Genomic DNA, 15,581 nt, shown 5'->3' with positions numbered 1-15,581 from the left:
ATGTTTGCGCTCTGTGATGTGAACTCATTCTACTCATCATGCGAGACGGTATTCAGGCCAGATTTGAGAGGCCGACCGGTGGTTGTCCTCTCAAATAACGACGGTTGTGTGATAGCGCGCAGCGCAGAGGCCAAAGCCGCTGGCGTGACGATGGGGGCGCCATACTTTAAGCAGAAGGAGCTGTTCCGGCGCGCCGGCGTGGTTTGCTTCAGCAGCAACTACGAACTTTACGCTGACATGTCCAACCGGGTAATGACCACGCTGGAAGAAATAAGCCCTCGCGTCGAAATATATTCCATTGACGAGGCCTTTTGTGACCTCACCGGGGTTCGAAACTGCCGGGATCTGACTGACTTTGGCAAGGAGATCCGCGACACGGTTTTGAAGCGTACGCACCTGAGGGTCGGCGTTGGCATCGCCCAGACGAAGACGCTGGCGAAGCTGGCAAATCACGCGGCGAAGAAATGGCAGCACCAGACGGGTGGGGTGGTGGATTTATCCAATATCGACCGCCAGCGCCGGCTGTTGGCTATCGTGCCGGTAGAGGACGTGTGGGGCGTGGGCAGGCGCATCAGCAAGAGGCTCAACGCGATGGGCATCAAAACGGCGCTGGATCTCTCAGAGCAGAGCACGTGGATTATCCGCAAGCACTTCAATGTGGTGCTGGAGCGAACGGTCCGGGAGCTTCGCGGCGAGCCATGCCTCGATCTGGAAGAGTTTGCACCGACAAAGCAGGAGATCGTCTGTAGCCGGTCATTCGGTGAACGCGCTACAGAATATGAGCAGGTGCGTCAGGCTATATGCAGCTATGCGGCCCGCGGCGCTGAGAAGTTACGCGGCGAGCACCAGTATTGCCGCTTTATCTCGGCGTTCGTTAAGACCTCCCCATTCGCGCTGAACGAGCCCTATTACGGCAAGAGTGCCTCAATGACGCTTCTCACGCCCACTCAGGATTCCCGCGACATTATCAACGCTGCGGTAAAGTGCCTCGATAAAATCTGGAAGGAGGGCCACCGCTACCAGAAAACCGGCATTATGCTCGGGGACTTCTTCAGCCAGGGCGTTGCCCAGCTCAATTTGTTTGACAACAGCGCGCCGCGTGCCGGAAGCGAAAAGCTGATGGAAGTGCTGGATCGTCTGAACGCGAAGGATGGAAAGGGTACGCTTTATTTTGCCGGGCAGGGCATACAGCAGCAATGGCAGATGAAGCGTGAAATGCTTTCGCCGCGATACACGACCCGCTATTCAGATTTACTGAGGATTCGATGAATGTTAATGGCTGTTTTGTGCCAGAAGCGGACATTACATACAAAGAGACAGGCAGTTCGGGTAGACGACGAACTGCCTGTTTCTTTTATTTTATAGGTGTTACCGCATTCACCCTACGGTTAACTCGTCCACTACCTCCGCTACGCTTTTAACGCTGCGAATATTGCCGATGCCCGTCCCGAGTGAGATATAACCTTCATCGGTGTTACCTTCCAGCATACCTATACGCAGGCCGCGCAGCCCTCCCATCGTTTTTCCTAACTCCTCATTACTTGCTCCGGCTTTATCCATTGATACCAGCGTTGTTGACAGCCTGCCCGGTAGCGAGCGGTAATAGTGAGGCAGAGTACGGAACAGCAACAGGTCCAGCCCGTTTGAATCAATGATTTTATCCTTGACAGATTTTGGTACGCGGCTTTCTTCGGTGCCGATAAAGACCGAACCGGCAAAGACCCCTTCGGCGCCGAGCGCATGCGCCGCTTTTGCGGTGCGGCTGTCGGTAATACCGCCAGCAGCCATTACGGGAATATTCACCACGGAATCGGCAATCAGTGGCACGATTGAAAAGGTACCCAGTGCAGTACCCGGAAGAGTCCCACCTTCGTCAAAACCTGTAGCAACGATGATATCGGCTCCGGCTTCTTCAGCAAGCCGGGTATTTTCAGGCGTTGGGTTGATATCCCTGTAAATTACGGCAATACCCGCCGCTTTTAATTCGTCGAATAATTCGGGTATCACCGCCCCTTCACCATACCCGGTGTATACCACAGCCCTGATGCCTTCTTCTTTTATCACCTGCAAAATAGGTTGAGTCCAGATGTCATTTTCAGGCGTGGGTATCAGGTTTACGCCGAATGGCTTTTCGGTGAGCTTTTTGGTTTTGCGAATTTCTGCACGCATTTTTTCTGCCGTTTCTTCAGGGGTGGAAACGGCGGTTTCCGCGGTTAAGCCAGCATTCGGACCCAGCACGCCCAGCCCGCCAGCGTTGCTTACGGCCGCAACTAAACGAGCATCGGTCAGCCATGATAAAGGTCCCTGGATGACAGGTTTTTCTATGCCAAGGATTTGGCAGACACGGTTATCTTTCATGATGAAATTTCCTTCATATTAGCTTGCCGCTCCGATCGGGCGGCCTGATATTTACTTTTTCGAAACGGCGTAACGAATGAAGGGAAGTGTAAGCAGGAATATTATTTAGAAAAATAGCTAAAATTATTCATCACTGTTATAAAATCAGTAACAATCTAACCCGCATGCCCTGACGGGTGGCAGAAGAACGATAACCTTATGCAAATAAATCTATTTGAATCTATTAGAATTTTTATAGAAATAGTTGAGTCTGGAAGCTTTACTCAGGCGGCAGAGAATTTGGGCATTCATCGTCCCGCCGTTACCAAAGCGCTACAGTTGCTTGAACGGCACAGCGGCACGCGTCTGATGCAGCGAACTACGCGCCGTATCAATCTTACGCCCGACGGGGAAGAGTTTTATCGTCGTAGTAAACCCCTGCTGGCACAGGCAGATGAATTGCTGGAGTCCTTCAGCAGCGACAAAGTGTTGCACGGCCAGCTACGTGTAGATATGCCTATCGCGCTTGCAGCGCTGCTGGTCATCCCCCGGTTGCCCGACTTTTATAAAACGTATCCGGGAATTGAAATCATTCTGAGTAGTTCAGACCGCCGTCGGGATATGTTGCGGGATGGTCTGGATTGCATACTCCGGGTGGGAGAACTGGAAGATGGTGATTACATTGCTCACAGGATGGGCGATATCAAAATGACGACCTGTGCCAGTCGTGGCTATATTGCGCTATATGGCAAGCCGGAAACGCTGGAGGATTTGAAAAATCACAAGGCCATCAACTGGGTTAACAGCAGCAGTAGGCAAATTATGCCGTGGACCTTTGCGACGCCAAAGGGGATCGAGGAAATAACCCTGCCAGGTAAACTTGTCGTAGATAACTCCGAGGCATACGTGTCTGCGGGCCTTGCTGGTCTGGGGTTACTTCAGGGAATGAACGTCTTTTTAAAGCCCTATCTTGATAGCGGGCAGCTTGTTGAGGTATTGCCCGACTATCCCTCTCCTGACCGCAACTTGTCACTTCTTTATCCACACCGCCACCTTTCACGCAGGGTACGTATATTTACTGAATGGTTAGAAAGCTTATTGTAAAAAATTTTTTGCGGCCAGACGCCACATAAACTGCCGGTAAACTGAATAATTTGAAAAGCGAGGAAACGTTCCAAATTAAAGGTGAGTCTTCTCAGTGATCCATGTCCGCTTCTCGCTCACATCAGACTTCCAAAACATGCACAATGAGCCTGCTATCGGCCTTTCATATGGTGGTATGGGTAACGGGCGGATGGTAACTGTATGCATCACGCCAGGAGGGAAAACTGCGTGTTATAAGCAAGCGTTACGCGCAACGAAGTGAATAGCATAACTTGAATCAGGGGTACCCTCTGGCAAAGCCAGGCAGAAAGTCGTTGTAGTTCTCAGTTTCGGTGAAACTCTATGACAAAATCACTGGGCATTATCCGAACATAAAACTCTATCCGTAAACTGGAATCATTACTCCAGCAGGCCAAAAATGATCAGACGCGCGAGAGGGCGATCATCAAAAAGGATTGCTGTGTACTGCTACTCCTTAAAGCGTCTATACAGCAAACGAAAACTCGTTTAATACCACACTTACGATGATGGGCTGGTCACTCAGCGCGCAGAACGACGATGCCCGGTTTCGCGCGCATATATTCCAGAAACGCCGAATCCACCACTTTTCTGTTTGCGGCCAGCGAGGAGGCATTTCTGAACCATACCCGACCGTCGTGGCGGACTACTATCCCCACATGCGAAACGTCCAGCCCCTCAAGCGGAGAATAGACGCCGACATAATCTCCGGTTTTCAAGCGGTCCAGTACCTGCTGAGTGATGGCGTTTCCAGGAATATAATTAATTTTACGGGGATGTATGCCCAGGCCGGAGATGTACTCACCCCCATCCGGTTTGCGGTTAAGCTGCTTGTCGACGACAGCATAGTCAGGGCTTATCTCCGGCGTAACGTCCCGGGCATTGCGTGGTTGCGTGGCGAACCAGTCAGAGAAGAAGTGCCGGCGGCTGAGATAGTCTACATTCCCCTGGGTGTAACGAACCTCCGCCAGATTATGCAGAAATGTTGTCTTGTCATGGCTGCGCGTCAGCGCCTCGACGTAATCTGCCAACGTAAAGCAGTCCACGCCGTTGAAATTCGCGACAAGCGCTTCGGGAGTGTCGGGCCCTCCGATGAGCGTGTCAGCCTGGTAAGGCGTACCGAGAAAAGCAGCCGACACGCGGCTGATAATTTCCCCGTGTTTTTGACCTGAAGAAGGGATGACGTCCGACCGGATTATCCGGCTGACTTTTTCCGCCGTCACGCTGTCCATGATGGTCTGATATTTCTCTGTACGGGGTGTGGCACAGGAAGTCAGACATACCGACATCAGTAAAACTGTCCATGCTTTTACGTTCACAATCATATTCCTTAAAGGTGCAGGTGAGATTTTTACCTTTAAGAAAGACGAACGTAATTGATATAAAAAACCGCTACTGGTTGATTCCCGATTGAAAAATCAGGAACTGGAAAGTGAAAAATGTGAAGGCCATCATACGACCTGACTCAGCAGGATTATCGTGTGGGGGCCGATCGCTCGGTGATGTCTGAATGCAAATGGTTGTCGGAAATTTTGTCGATTCCGGCGCAGAACTCCAATCTGGCGGCGGTTTACTGGCGGCTACGTAATTGATTGCGGGGTGGAGGAGCCCGATTACGCTATTTCGACAAATAGCGTAGCGTTTACCTCCGGTAAATACTGGCGATGTTACGATGATGCCTGATTCAATGTTTTATCGTTATGGAAAACCTGCGCCATGTTAATAAAATCCCCACCCCGTCGCGTATTGGCCTGTGCTGCGGCTCTGCTAATTGTTTTTAGCATCGCCTTGTTCTTCTTCCTGAAAAGCCCACAGGTTCCTGATTATGTTACCGCTCCAGTACGCCTCGGCGATATTGAAAACGCCGTACTTGCTACCGGTCGGATTGATGCGATTGAGCGGGTCAACGTTGGGGCACAGGTTTCTGGCCAGGTTAAGTCGCTGAAAGTGAAGTTAGGCGATCGCGTCACGAAAGGGCAGCTAATCGCTGAAATTGATGACGTACCGCAGCGTAATGATTTACGCAACGCCGAGGCCGCTCTCAACGTGGTCAAAGCAGAGCTTCAGGCTAAGCAGGCGCAGTTGAAGCAAGCCTCTTTGCGTTTTAAGCGCCAGCGCCAGATGCTAAACGAGGATGCCAGCTCGAGGGAAGATTTCGAAACGGCTGAAACCACGCTGGCGACTACTCGCGCTGAGCTATCGGCATTGAACGCCAAACTCGTCCAGTCGCAAATTGATGTCGATAAGAAAAAGGTCGATCTGGGTTATACAAAAGTTGTTGCTCCAATGGACGGCATTGTTATTGCCGTTGTCACCCAACAGGGCCAAACGGTTAACTCCAGCCAAAGTGCGCCGACCATTATCAAACTCGCTCGTCTGGACGTTATGACAATTAAAGCCCAGATCTCTGAGGCGGATATCACGCGAATTTCACCGGGACAGAAAGCCAGATTCACCATTTTTTCGGAGCCGGATAAGCATTATGACGCCACGTTACGTACCGTTGAACTGGCACCTGAGTCGGTTATGAAAGATGATACCCTGGCCAGCAGTAGCTCAGCCTCGGGGTCAGGCACGTCAAATGCTTCGGTGTACTACAACGCGCTGCTGGATGTTCCCAATCCAGAAAACCGTCTGCGAATTGCCATGACAGCACAGGTGTCCTTGCTGTCTGGAGAAGCTAAAAATACGTTGCTGGTGCCGATTCAGGCTGTTCACAAAGTTAATGGCAACAAGCAGCAGGTGCAGGTGTTAACCAGTGATAACCGGCTGGAAACCCGCGATGTCAAAACCGGCATTACTAACAGTGTGGATATTCAGGTCCTGGAAGGCTTAAACGTTGGGGAACATGTTGTGTTATCGCAGCCGGGTGAAAAAGCGCCCGGGGAAGGGTTTGTATCTTGAGTAATATCATAGAACTCAAGGGCATCAGCCGCACCTACAGGAACGGTGGACAGGATCTCACCGTGCTAAAAGGGATTGATTTGACTATCGCAGCAGGGGAGATGGTAGCGATCATCGGCGCCTCCGGTTCCGGTAAGTCAACCCTGATGAATATTATGGGCTGTCTCGATGTCCCTGATTGTGGCGACTACTATATCAGCGGTCAAAATGCCGCCCAGCTTTCACCTGACGATCTGGCAAGGATCCGCCGGGAGCACATCGGCTTTATCTTCCAGCGTTATCATTTAATGCCCGACCTGAGCGCGTTAAGTAACGTTGAAATTCCGGCGATTTATGCCAATAGTGAGCGCGAAAAGCGCCGTCTGCGCGCGGCTACCCTGCTTGGAAGACTCGGGCTGGAAGGGCGTGAACATCATAAGCCGGGAGAGCTTTCAGGCGGCCAGCAGCAGCGTGTCAGTATTGCCCGCTCGCTGATCAACGGCGGTGAAATCATTCTGGCGGATGAACCAACCGGCGCGCTGGATACGCAGTCCGGTCAGGAAGTGCTGTCAATACTCAGTGAACTGAATCAGCGTGGTCATACCGTGGTTATGGTGACGCATGATATGAAGGTAGCGCAGCATGCTAACCGTATTATTGAGCTGCGTGACGGTGAAATTATTTCTGATACCGGTAGTCGAGTTACTTCCGGGGTTGCCCTTACACCACCAGACAGCGTTCAGCAGAGCTGGTGGCAAAGTATTTTTGACCGTACCCGTGAATCTCTGCACATGGCGTTAAAAGCGATGAATGCGCATCGCCTGCGTACGACGTTAACCATGACGGGCATTATTTTTGGTATCGCCGCGGTTGTTACGGTGGTGGCGCTGGGTGAAGGCGCGAAACAGCGAACCCTTGAGAATATCAAGGAGCTTGGAACCAACGTGGTGAGCATCTACCCGGGAAGGGATTTCTTTGACGACAGCACCGAAGGCATTCGTACGCTGGTCCCGGCAGACGCCGAAGCATTAGCAAAGCAGGGGTTTGTTGACAGCGTCAGCCCCGAAGTTAACGCTTCAGACAACATTCGCTTTCTCGGTAAATCCGCTACCGCCACGATCAATGGCGTTGGGCGCGATCATTTTCGCGTAAACGGTATTGAACTGATGCAGGGATCAACTTTCCGGGACGATCGAAATGCCTTGCAGGAGGTCATCATTGATGAAAACGCCCGCAAGGCGTTATTTGACGATGCAGGACTAAAGGCACTTGGGCAAATCGTTTTTCTGGGTTCAGTGCCTGCACGGGTTGTCGGCATCGCCAAAGGGAACAGCCGAAGCTATGCGCCTAATCGCATAAACGTCTGGATGCCTTACAGCACGGTGATGTACCGAATGACAGGAAAACCTGTGTTGACCAGCATCAGCGTAAGGCTTAAGGATGATGTTGCCAACGAGGCAGCGGTTAGCGCTATTTCTCAGCTTCTGACCCAACGCCACGGCGTGAAAGACTTCCAGCTTTATAATTACGAGCAGATTCGACAATCAATCGAACGGACCTCAATGACCTTTAGCATCTTGATTCTGATGGTGGCCTGCATCTCGCTGATGATTGGCAGTATTGGGGTGATGAATATCATGCTGGTGTCGGTCACTGAACGGACCCATGAGATTGGTGTGCGAATGGCGGTCGGTGCGCGTCAGGGCGATATCATGCAGCAGTTTATGATTGAGGCTGTGCTGGTATGTCTAATAGGCGGAGCGTTAGGTATTGCCCTGTCGTATGCCGCCGGAGCGCTGTTCACCGCGCTGGCAGGCGGCATTTTCACCGCCATTTATTCGTGGCAGGCCGCTGCTGCCGCCTTCTTCTGCTCAACGTTAATCGGCATGATCTTTGGTTATCTCCCTGCCCGCAAGGCAGCAAGGATGGATCCGGTCGTTTCACTGGCCAGCGAGTAACCCATGAAAATAGTATTTCCTTTAACGGTATGCCTTGCTTTCCTGCTTAGCGCTGGCTGCGCAAACTCGCTGAAAAGCGATTATCAGCCTCCTGAGGTGAAATATCCTGCCAGCTGGTATCAGGCTGATGCTGTGGAAGAGAAGGTGCCGTTCGACTGGCAGGCCTTTAACGATCCAGACCTCAACGGCTGGCTGCGGCAGGTTATGGCGCGCAATAACGATGTCGCTGGAGCGGTACTGCGTGTTTATCGCGCCCGACTGGACGAAGAGCGGATTGGCATCGCAAACGATCCGGGACTCAAAGGTTCGCTCGGCCTTAACGGTGAAAAACAGCTGAACGGCTCAGCCAGCTGGAGCAGGAGCAGCTCTGCCAATATTAATACCAGCTATGAGCTGGATCTGTGGGGCAAAATAGCGCGGCAGCGCGACGCGAAGGCGTGGGCACGTTTTGCCTCGGAAGAGGATCTCCGCGCTGCCCGCCTGACGCTGCTTTCAAATGCCAGTAATAATTACTGGCGTTTAGGCTTTATTAACCAGCAGCTGTCTGTCCTGCAACAAAGTATCGACTATGCAAAAGAGACGCTGCGCCTGGCCAAGGCGCGTTATGCCGCGGGCGGCGCTTCCTCTCTGGATGTTGTGGATGCTCAGCAGGGCGTACTTTCGCAGGAAAACAGGCTGGCGGCATTGAAGAATGAACGTTTACAGGTGCTCAATCAGCAAGCCGTTTTGCTTGGTACCGCGCCGGGCAGCTCGATAGTCGAACCGAAAGCGTTACCCATGGGGCCGCTGCCGCAGGTCAGTGAAAAGATTCCGGTCAACGTGCTGCGGCATCGGCCAGATATCAGCGCTAAAGAGTGGCGGGTACGGGAAGCATTGGCCACCGTTGACGTCCAGCGTACTGAATTTTATCCAGCGTTTAGTCTGACCGGCTCGCTTGGCACCAGCAGCAACACCCTCATGGCCTTCCTGCAAAATCCTGTAGGCTCTGTTGGAGCAAACCTGACCCTGCCGTTCCTGGAATGGAGAGAAAGGGGCATGGACGTGAAGATTGCCCGCAACGACTACGAACAACGGGTTCTGGAGTTTAAGCAGGAACTTTACAAGGCGATGAGCAGCATAGAAGATGCGCTTGCTTTGCGTCATCAACTCCTGGAACAGGGGACGCTTCTCCGTGAAGGTCTGGAACTGGCGAAAAAATCAGAGAGGCTAAACGAAGTTCGCTACCGGCAGGGCGCGGTGCGAATTTCTTTCTGGCTTGATGCCCAGGAGAAACGCCGTCAGGCCGAACTGTTACTGAGCGAAAATCGCTTTAACCAGTTAAATAATCTGGCAAAAATTTATATGGAGTTCGGCGGTTCGGTATCCTTCATCTGAATTATGCAGACTCATTTACGTCCGGCAGCAAATGGACTTGCTGCTCACGGCGCATCAGTTTGGCTATTTCGCTGATTTTCCGTCATATAAATTCATAGTGATGGTGGTTAAGCGACTATTAACCGGATAACAGATGGTATAAAAGATTTATAGCGTCTGGGCATAAATATAAATGGTGTTCTTAAACGGAAGGTACGCCCGTTTGCCCGATGGTTTAATAAAAATTCTCCTGGCGTGTCTGCGCGAATGTACTACTTTCAGTAAAGCGACTTTTACAGGGAGGGTCAATGAAACCATTATCGCTTTTATTATTGTCGAGCCTGACTTTGGTGGGTTGCGGCGCGAATAATACCCCTTCAAATACGCCTGTTCCGGGTGCAAAAACCTCCGTCGGGACGAGCACGCTTGAAGCCGGCGCTCAGCTTATCCAGTCCCGTCCGCCCATTGATGCAATTAGCGCCTACCTTGACGGTTTCCATTTTTATAGCGGGGATAAAAATGGCCAGATGGAAGCCCATCATTATGTAACCGTCCTGAATGAGGACGTGATGCAGGCGGTGATCTACGACGGAAACACCAAAGATGCCCGTTTAATGGGCGTTGAGTACATCATTAGTGAGCGTTTGTTTAACACACTGCCGCAGGAAGAAAAAAAATTGTGGCACAGCCATCAATATGAAGTGAAATCCGGCAGCCTGATTGCGCCAGGTTTACCTGCAGTGGCTGACAAAGCATTGATGAGCAAAATTGTGAATACCTACGGCAAGACCTGGCATACCTGGCACACCGACCGCGATAAAAAGCTGCCGCTCGGCATTCCGGCACTGATGATGGGCTTTACCGGGGAAGGGCAGTTAGACCCTAAACTCCTGGCGGACAGAGATCGACGCTTTGACGTGAACACGCAAGCCATCAAAGAAGAACGTAAGGATATTGTTGCGCACCCGGTTGCTAAGGGAGCGGATGCCTGGCAACGTGGTGAAGAGATCCAGCTTAAGCGGGTTAAAGGTTCAGGTGAGCATGGCCAGGGAGACACAAGCCATTTCTGATATCAAAAACCTTCAGGAATACCCCGGCAACGCCGGGGATACGGTGAGTTAAATTACCAGCCCTGTTATTTTCTCGTCCTCAGACATCAGAAACGCCAGGTGGCTGAAAGATTACCTGCGATCGAGTCATAGCCAGAACGAAACATTTCGCTTTCAACCCCGATGCCCAGTTCGACATCAGCGTTGATTTTATAGCGCATACCTGCCTTAACGCCCAGAGCGTCACGGCCAGTCACCTGATTCCGGGAACTAAACCCTGTGCTTCGATAGCTGGCGAAAGAGGCTTGTTGCACTACGTTGCCATCAAGCAGTTCATGATCCCAGGTGAGCTGCAGCTCAGCTGCGATCGACGCCCCTGAAGCGAGCGGTACATTCCAGTTACCATTCACCCCGATACTTGATCTCAGAGAATCGAAGGTCTGCGAACCCAGCATCAGTCGGCTGCCGTCATTGCCGCTTTCCTTCACGCCGGGACGATGTAATGTGGTGTAATTCAATGACGTTACCGGTCCGGCGTTCACATTATTATTCAGCGCCCATCGATAGCCCCCGCCGGCCGACACAGAGCCTGACAATCCGGTCCAGGTGGCATGGTGGCTTGCTCCGTAAGTTTCGACATTAATGTTTCTGTCCAGCCAGCTGTCTTCAATACCCAATCGGCCAGTGCCGAATAAATACATTCCTGCGGATCTTTCTGCGCCGTAACGCGCATGAATACCCAGATCGAAAGCAGTGGTTTTCCCGGTCGCGGTTTCTGGTGATTTCACCGTCACCGACTGGCCGCTGACCGCACCATGAAAGCCATAAATCCAGTTGTGATTCTCATCGTTTTGTTTTTCAGCACCGAATACAATGCCATAACTGCTGGCGTCGTACCCTACACTGTCACCCTGACGCTGTTGCCAGAAGCCGCCGCCAAAGGGTATGGCAAAGCTGCGCCATTCGCCTTCCGCCAGCTGCTTCGGCATAACCACAGGATTTGGCCCGCCAACGATCCGCGCTATCTGCTGTTCACGGTGAAGGGAACTTGCGAACATGGCGCTGTAGGCGCCCGCAGAAAGTTGCGGCAAGGCATTGCTGATACTCCTGCCATCAGTGGCTGAGAAGTCCAGAGTACGGTACAGCGGTTGTATATCCGACTTAGCTTCTGCCACAATTTTATCCAGCGCTTGCCCTACCTGCCGCGCATTAGCGTCCTGCGCATACCGGCTGTATGCGTTTGAAGCGCGAAGCATTGAGAGCTGCCAGACATTCTTTCCCTGAGGCGTTGTTTGCAGCGTTAGCGTGGGTGAGCGGAGCACGCTATTCACCGCACTGAAATTGCCGCCGGAAGAGTCCGTTTTTAGTAAATCTTGCGTATTCAGACGCCAGTTTGTTGCGTACCAGTCAGGCTGCGGCGCAAACGTCAGCTGACCGTCAAATTGTGCGTGACCGTCCACTCGCAGAGTATCATGCCTGCCGCGCCCGTCGACTTCCAGCAACAACTGCCCGGTATCCCCCTGTTGATAAGCGCCGGATATATTGATTTGCCCAAGGGAATTACCCGGCGCAAGGATCCCGTTATTTACAAAGCGGCCTTCCTCATTAAGCGTGTAGCTGGCGTTGCCGGACAGGCTGGCACCTGGCGCAATAGTCATGCTGTAAATCTGAAAATCGCCGTTAAGCGAGGTTTTCCCTCCGTGCGCGTCCAGTGCCAGATTATTGATACCTTCAATGTTTCCGCGGTACGTAAAGCTGAAATCAGCATCGGCAGCTTCCGTCGCTTGCCCGTACGCATTGGCCTTCTTACCGAAGGTAAGCAGCGTTAACCGCTGTTGGCCATAATCATCCCGCTGGGCGTAGTCCGAATAAATATCACCCTCCAGCCGGGCACCCGTTAATATATTTATATTACCGACCAGCGCGTTCGGTGATATATAAATCGCCGCGCCTTTACCGGCAACCCGTCCGCTGATGTCGGCATTGTCTACCAGCGCTCCCTGCAGCTCGGGTAATAACGCATCGTAATATCCGTCCACGATATGAAGCCAGGATCCACGGTAGTCCACTTCGTTACCCAGGAGATTATTGCCAAAATCAAAACTGATACCGACGCCACTGGCGCCCAGTGCCTGAACGTCGCCACGCTGAATAAGGCTGTGCTGTTTGCCGTAGGCAAACATCACCCCACGGCCATTAACGCCATCGGCGTATACCCGAACTCCGGGTTCGATGCTCAGGGTGTTATTTTGCCCGTCTATACGGATGCCCGCGCCGCCAGCCCCTAACGTCAACAGGTCCGCTTGTTGAAAGATATGGTTATTACTGCCATACACATGCAGGCCAACCCCCAGACTAGCGGTATTGTATTGACCAGCCAGATAGCCATCCGCCTGCTGATTACGCTGAAAATAGCCGTTGCGGTTAACGAGAGTTTGCCCGTTGCCATACAGCGAAAAACCGAAAAAGTTACGTCGGTCAATCTGATACCCCATATCCTGCAGCAACGCCAGTTCCGCTTCCATAAACGTTGTGTAATTGCGGTAGTTCTGATGGCTCATCATGCTGTTTTTCAGCTCGATATGGCTCATGTAGTTATCATCGACCGAACCGTCGTCTGCTAACATTTTCACCGGCACGCCAGGCATGGCGCCTGCAAGGACTTCATCCACGTGCCTGCCGGTGAAATAGCCTTTATCGAGCCGTACATCAAAGCCTTGCGGATCCCATGTGTTATTGCATCCATTACACAATATTACCTGCCCTGGTCGGGCAGGATTACCACGATCGTCGCGCAGATGGCTGGTCCAGGAGCCAAAAGGCTCGGTATCAAAAGCGGGCGTGAATGTGCCACTTCCCTGCAGCTCGGTAACCATATTGGATATTCCCAGTCCATGGGCCAGCTCATGAATAGCGACGCTGACCAGATCGGCCTTTCCAGTGCGCGGCAACTGCGCGGGCACATAGGGAACATTATCAAAATCCAGTTTGCCCATGATGAACTGGGCGTGGGAGCCAAAGGTCAGCTCTCCGGTATCAATGCCGTTCAATGCGCCCTGCAGCTGCGTCAGGCTTATGATGCCGTCGGTCACTGATTCGCTGGAACCTGCGGCATTCTCGTCGTTGAACGTTCCCACATTGATAATGGCGGGCAGTTGCCCTGGGCTGGGGGTAATAACCTCAGCCCAGTAACGCATGGCATCGAGTATTTTTTCTTTTTGTTGCTGGCCAAGATCCCATGTTGACTCAGACGCGCTCGGCCAGTCCGGCATAAAGGGGCCGTCGCCAACGTTAAAGAAACGGACTTCAAATACCGCAATATTGTGTGGGTTATAGACCAGATAGCTTTCCCCTGCATATGGATTATTACTGACAAATAAACCAGTAAATGCAGCCGTCATAAAAACCCTTTTCATATTAACCATCCTTGTGTAAAAAAATTAGTGCCTATGTCCGTCAATATGAATTCACACCCGAGCTCAATAAAGCATAAACAAATATAATAATTATCGATGTGGCTTGATGATTTGTAATAACGAATGACCTTGCCCTGTAATTGCCTCGTTTTGCAGTATTTTATAAACGGTAAAGCGGGAGATCCCGGTTCTCAATGAACAGGGATGTACCGACATATGCAGGGGAAATAAAGGAGAGGGTAGGGTGTCGTGGCATAATCGACGTAAGCGTGAGGCGTTACCGTACTTCACGACACCAAAAACTATCAGACCGCTTATCAATCAAAGCCAGCGAGAGCGTTTGAGCCGAAGCCACAGTAATACACAGGCTCCCAGCGTGACGGCGACCGTAGCCGGATAGCCAAAGAGCGTCTTCAGTTCCGGCATATGTTCGAAGTTCATACCATACATGCTGAAGACTACCGTCGGGATCACGAGAATGGCCCCCCAGCCGGCCAGTTTCTTCACGACTTCATTTTGCTGCACTGAAACCAGAGCCAGGTTGACGTGCATCGCGCTGCTAAGCAGCTCACGCATGTCATTTACGTCCGTTACGACATGGCGAGCATGATCCTGAATATCTCTGAAATAGGCCCTGAGGGGTTTTGGGATGAGTTCTTCATGAATGCGGATAAGCTCTGTACAGATTTCTTCTACGGGCTGAGCGGCATTGCGAAGCCCGAGCAGATTGCGGCGGAGGGAATACACGTCCTGAATGGCTTCACGGTCAAATTCACTGTGAAAAAGCGTCGCTTCAATATCGCCAATCTTTGTGTTGAGGCGCGCGGTCAGCTCTGCATAGCTGTCGACAATGAAGTCCAGAATACAGTAAAGGGGATAAGCCGGACCATGCAAAAGCATGTCCGGGGCCTCGGCAGCGCGGGCGCGTATAGGCGCGTAGCTCTCTGAAGCCCCATGGCGCACCGTAACAAGGAAGTTTCGGCCCACGAACAAATGCGTTTCGCCAAACTCAATATTGTCGCCCTGACCACTGACGGTCTTCACAACGATAAATGCCGAGCTGCCATAACGCTCTATCTTAGGCCGCTGATGTGCGTTAAGCGCATCCTCTACTGCCAGATCGTGCAGACCGAACTCCTCCTGTACCTTGTACATAAACGCCGGTTCAGGCTGCCAAAGCCCCAGCCATATAAACGCATCGGGGTCCTGAATAACTTCGCTGATATCTTCAATATCTACGGTTTCGGCGGGGTGGCCTGAACGGTAGACCATACAGTTAACAATCATTTTCTGGCTATCCTTAAGCATGTTTATAAGAAGCTTAACCATTTCCGTTGAATTTCCAAATTTTTAAGCCGGTAGGTTTTTACATGTGGAATTGCGTTGTTTGCTCCTCGTTCAAAGCAGACATTAAATCTCGCCCGTGCGTTTTTCTCGGAGCACGCCGCCTTTTGAACGCAGCG

Annotated in this window: 10 protein-coding genes; 6 read left to right on the top strand and 4 right to left on the bottom strand. The window is 51.8% G+C overall.

Annotated elements, in window-relative coordinates; translation table 11 throughout:
• Positions 1–1,269 (top strand): Y-family DNA polymerase, encoded by a 1,269-nt coding sequence (locus HWQ14_RS17165; RefSeq protein ID WP_176610434.1) that lies wholly within the window; start codon positions 1–3, stop codon positions 1,267–1,269.
• 108 nt (positions 1,270–1,377) lie between these two features.
• Here the strand turns inward: HWQ14_RS17165 and HWQ14_RS17160 are convergent, their stop codons facing one another.
• Positions 1,378–2,358: an NAD(P)H-dependent flavin oxidoreductase gene (locus HWQ14_RS17160; protein ID WP_148419415.1), complete on the bottom strand. Its 981-nt coding sequence runs from the start codon at positions 2,356–2,358 to the stop codon at positions 1,378–1,380.
• Positions 2,359–2,556: 198 nt separating this feature from the next.
• On the opposite strand from HWQ14_RS17160, the gene HWQ14_RS17155 reads away from it, so the two are divergent.
• Positions 2,557–3,441: a LysR family transcriptional regulator gene (locus tag HWQ14_RS17155; RefSeq protein WP_148419416.1), complete on the top strand. Its 885-nt coding sequence runs from the start codon at positions 2,557–2,559 to the stop codon at positions 3,439–3,441.
• A 536-nt stretch (positions 3,442–3,977) separates the two neighbouring features.
• On the opposite strand, the gene HWQ14_RS17150 is transcribed toward HWQ14_RS17155, so the two are convergent.
• Entirely contained in the window at positions 3,978–4,784 is an 807-nt protein-coding gene (locus HWQ14_RS17150; RefSeq protein ID WP_176610433.1) for a DUF1460 domain-containing protein, read from the bottom strand.
• A 391-nt stretch (positions 4,785–5,175) separates the two neighbouring features.
• Here HWQ14_RS17150 and HWQ14_RS17145 point away from each other — a divergent pair, with 391 nt between their 5' ends.
• The 4 genes from HWQ14_RS17145 (at position 5,176) to HWQ14_RS17130 (ending at position 10,723) form a co-directional block, all read left to right on the top strand.
• Positions 5,176–6,363, top strand: a complete 1,188-nt coding sequence (locus HWQ14_RS17145) for an efflux RND transporter periplasmic adaptor subunit (protein ID WP_176610432.1) — start codon at positions 5,176–5,178, stop codon at positions 6,361–6,363.
• A complete protein-coding gene (locus tag HWQ14_RS17140; RefSeq protein ID WP_148419419.1) occupies positions 6,360–8,300 on the top strand; it encodes a MacB family efflux pump subunit in 1,941 nt (646 codons plus the stop codon). Before HWQ14_RS17145 ends, HWQ14_RS17140 begins: the two co-directional genes overlap by 4 nt.
• 3 nt (positions 8,301–8,303) lie before the next feature.
• Positions 8,304–9,674 carry an efflux transporter outer membrane subunit gene (locus tag HWQ14_RS17135; protein WP_176610431.1) on the top strand — a complete coding sequence of 457 codons (1,371 nt, stop codon included), beginning with the start codon at positions 8,304–8,306 and terminating at the stop codon, positions 9,672–9,674.
• Between the two features lie 287 nt (positions 9,675–9,961).
• Entirely contained in the window at positions 9,962–10,723 is a 762-nt protein-coding gene (locus HWQ14_RS17130) for an OBAP family protein (protein WP_176610430.1), read from the top strand.
• A gap of 86 nt (positions 10,724–10,809) precedes the next feature.
• Here the strand turns inward: HWQ14_RS17130 and HWQ14_RS17125 are convergent, their stop codons facing one another.
• Together HWQ14_RS17125 and HWQ14_RS17120 are read right to left on the bottom strand one after the other, a co-directional pair.
• Positions 10,810–14,118 (bottom strand): autotransporter outer membrane beta-barrel domain-containing protein, encoded by a 3,309-nt coding sequence (locus HWQ14_RS17125; protein ID WP_176610429.1) that lies wholly within the window; start codon positions 14,116–14,118, stop codon positions 10,810–10,812.
• Positions 14,119–14,439: 321 nt separating this feature from the next.
• Complete coding sequence (locus HWQ14_RS17120; RefSeq protein ID WP_176610428.1) at positions 14,440–15,405, bottom strand: magnesium and cobalt transport protein CorA; 966 nt, start codon at positions 15,403–15,405, stop codon at positions 14,440–14,442.
• Between the last annotated feature and the right edge of the window lie 176 nt (positions 15,406–15,581).

The sequence above is a fragment of the Enterobacter cloacae genome, from assembly GCF_013375935.1.
Lineage (GTDB): Bacteria > Pseudomonadota > Gammaproteobacteria > Enterobacterales > Enterobacteriaceae > Enterobacter > Enterobacter pasteurii.
Note: the sequence above shows the minus strand (reverse complement) of the source record. Positions and strands in the feature narration are given on the sequence as shown.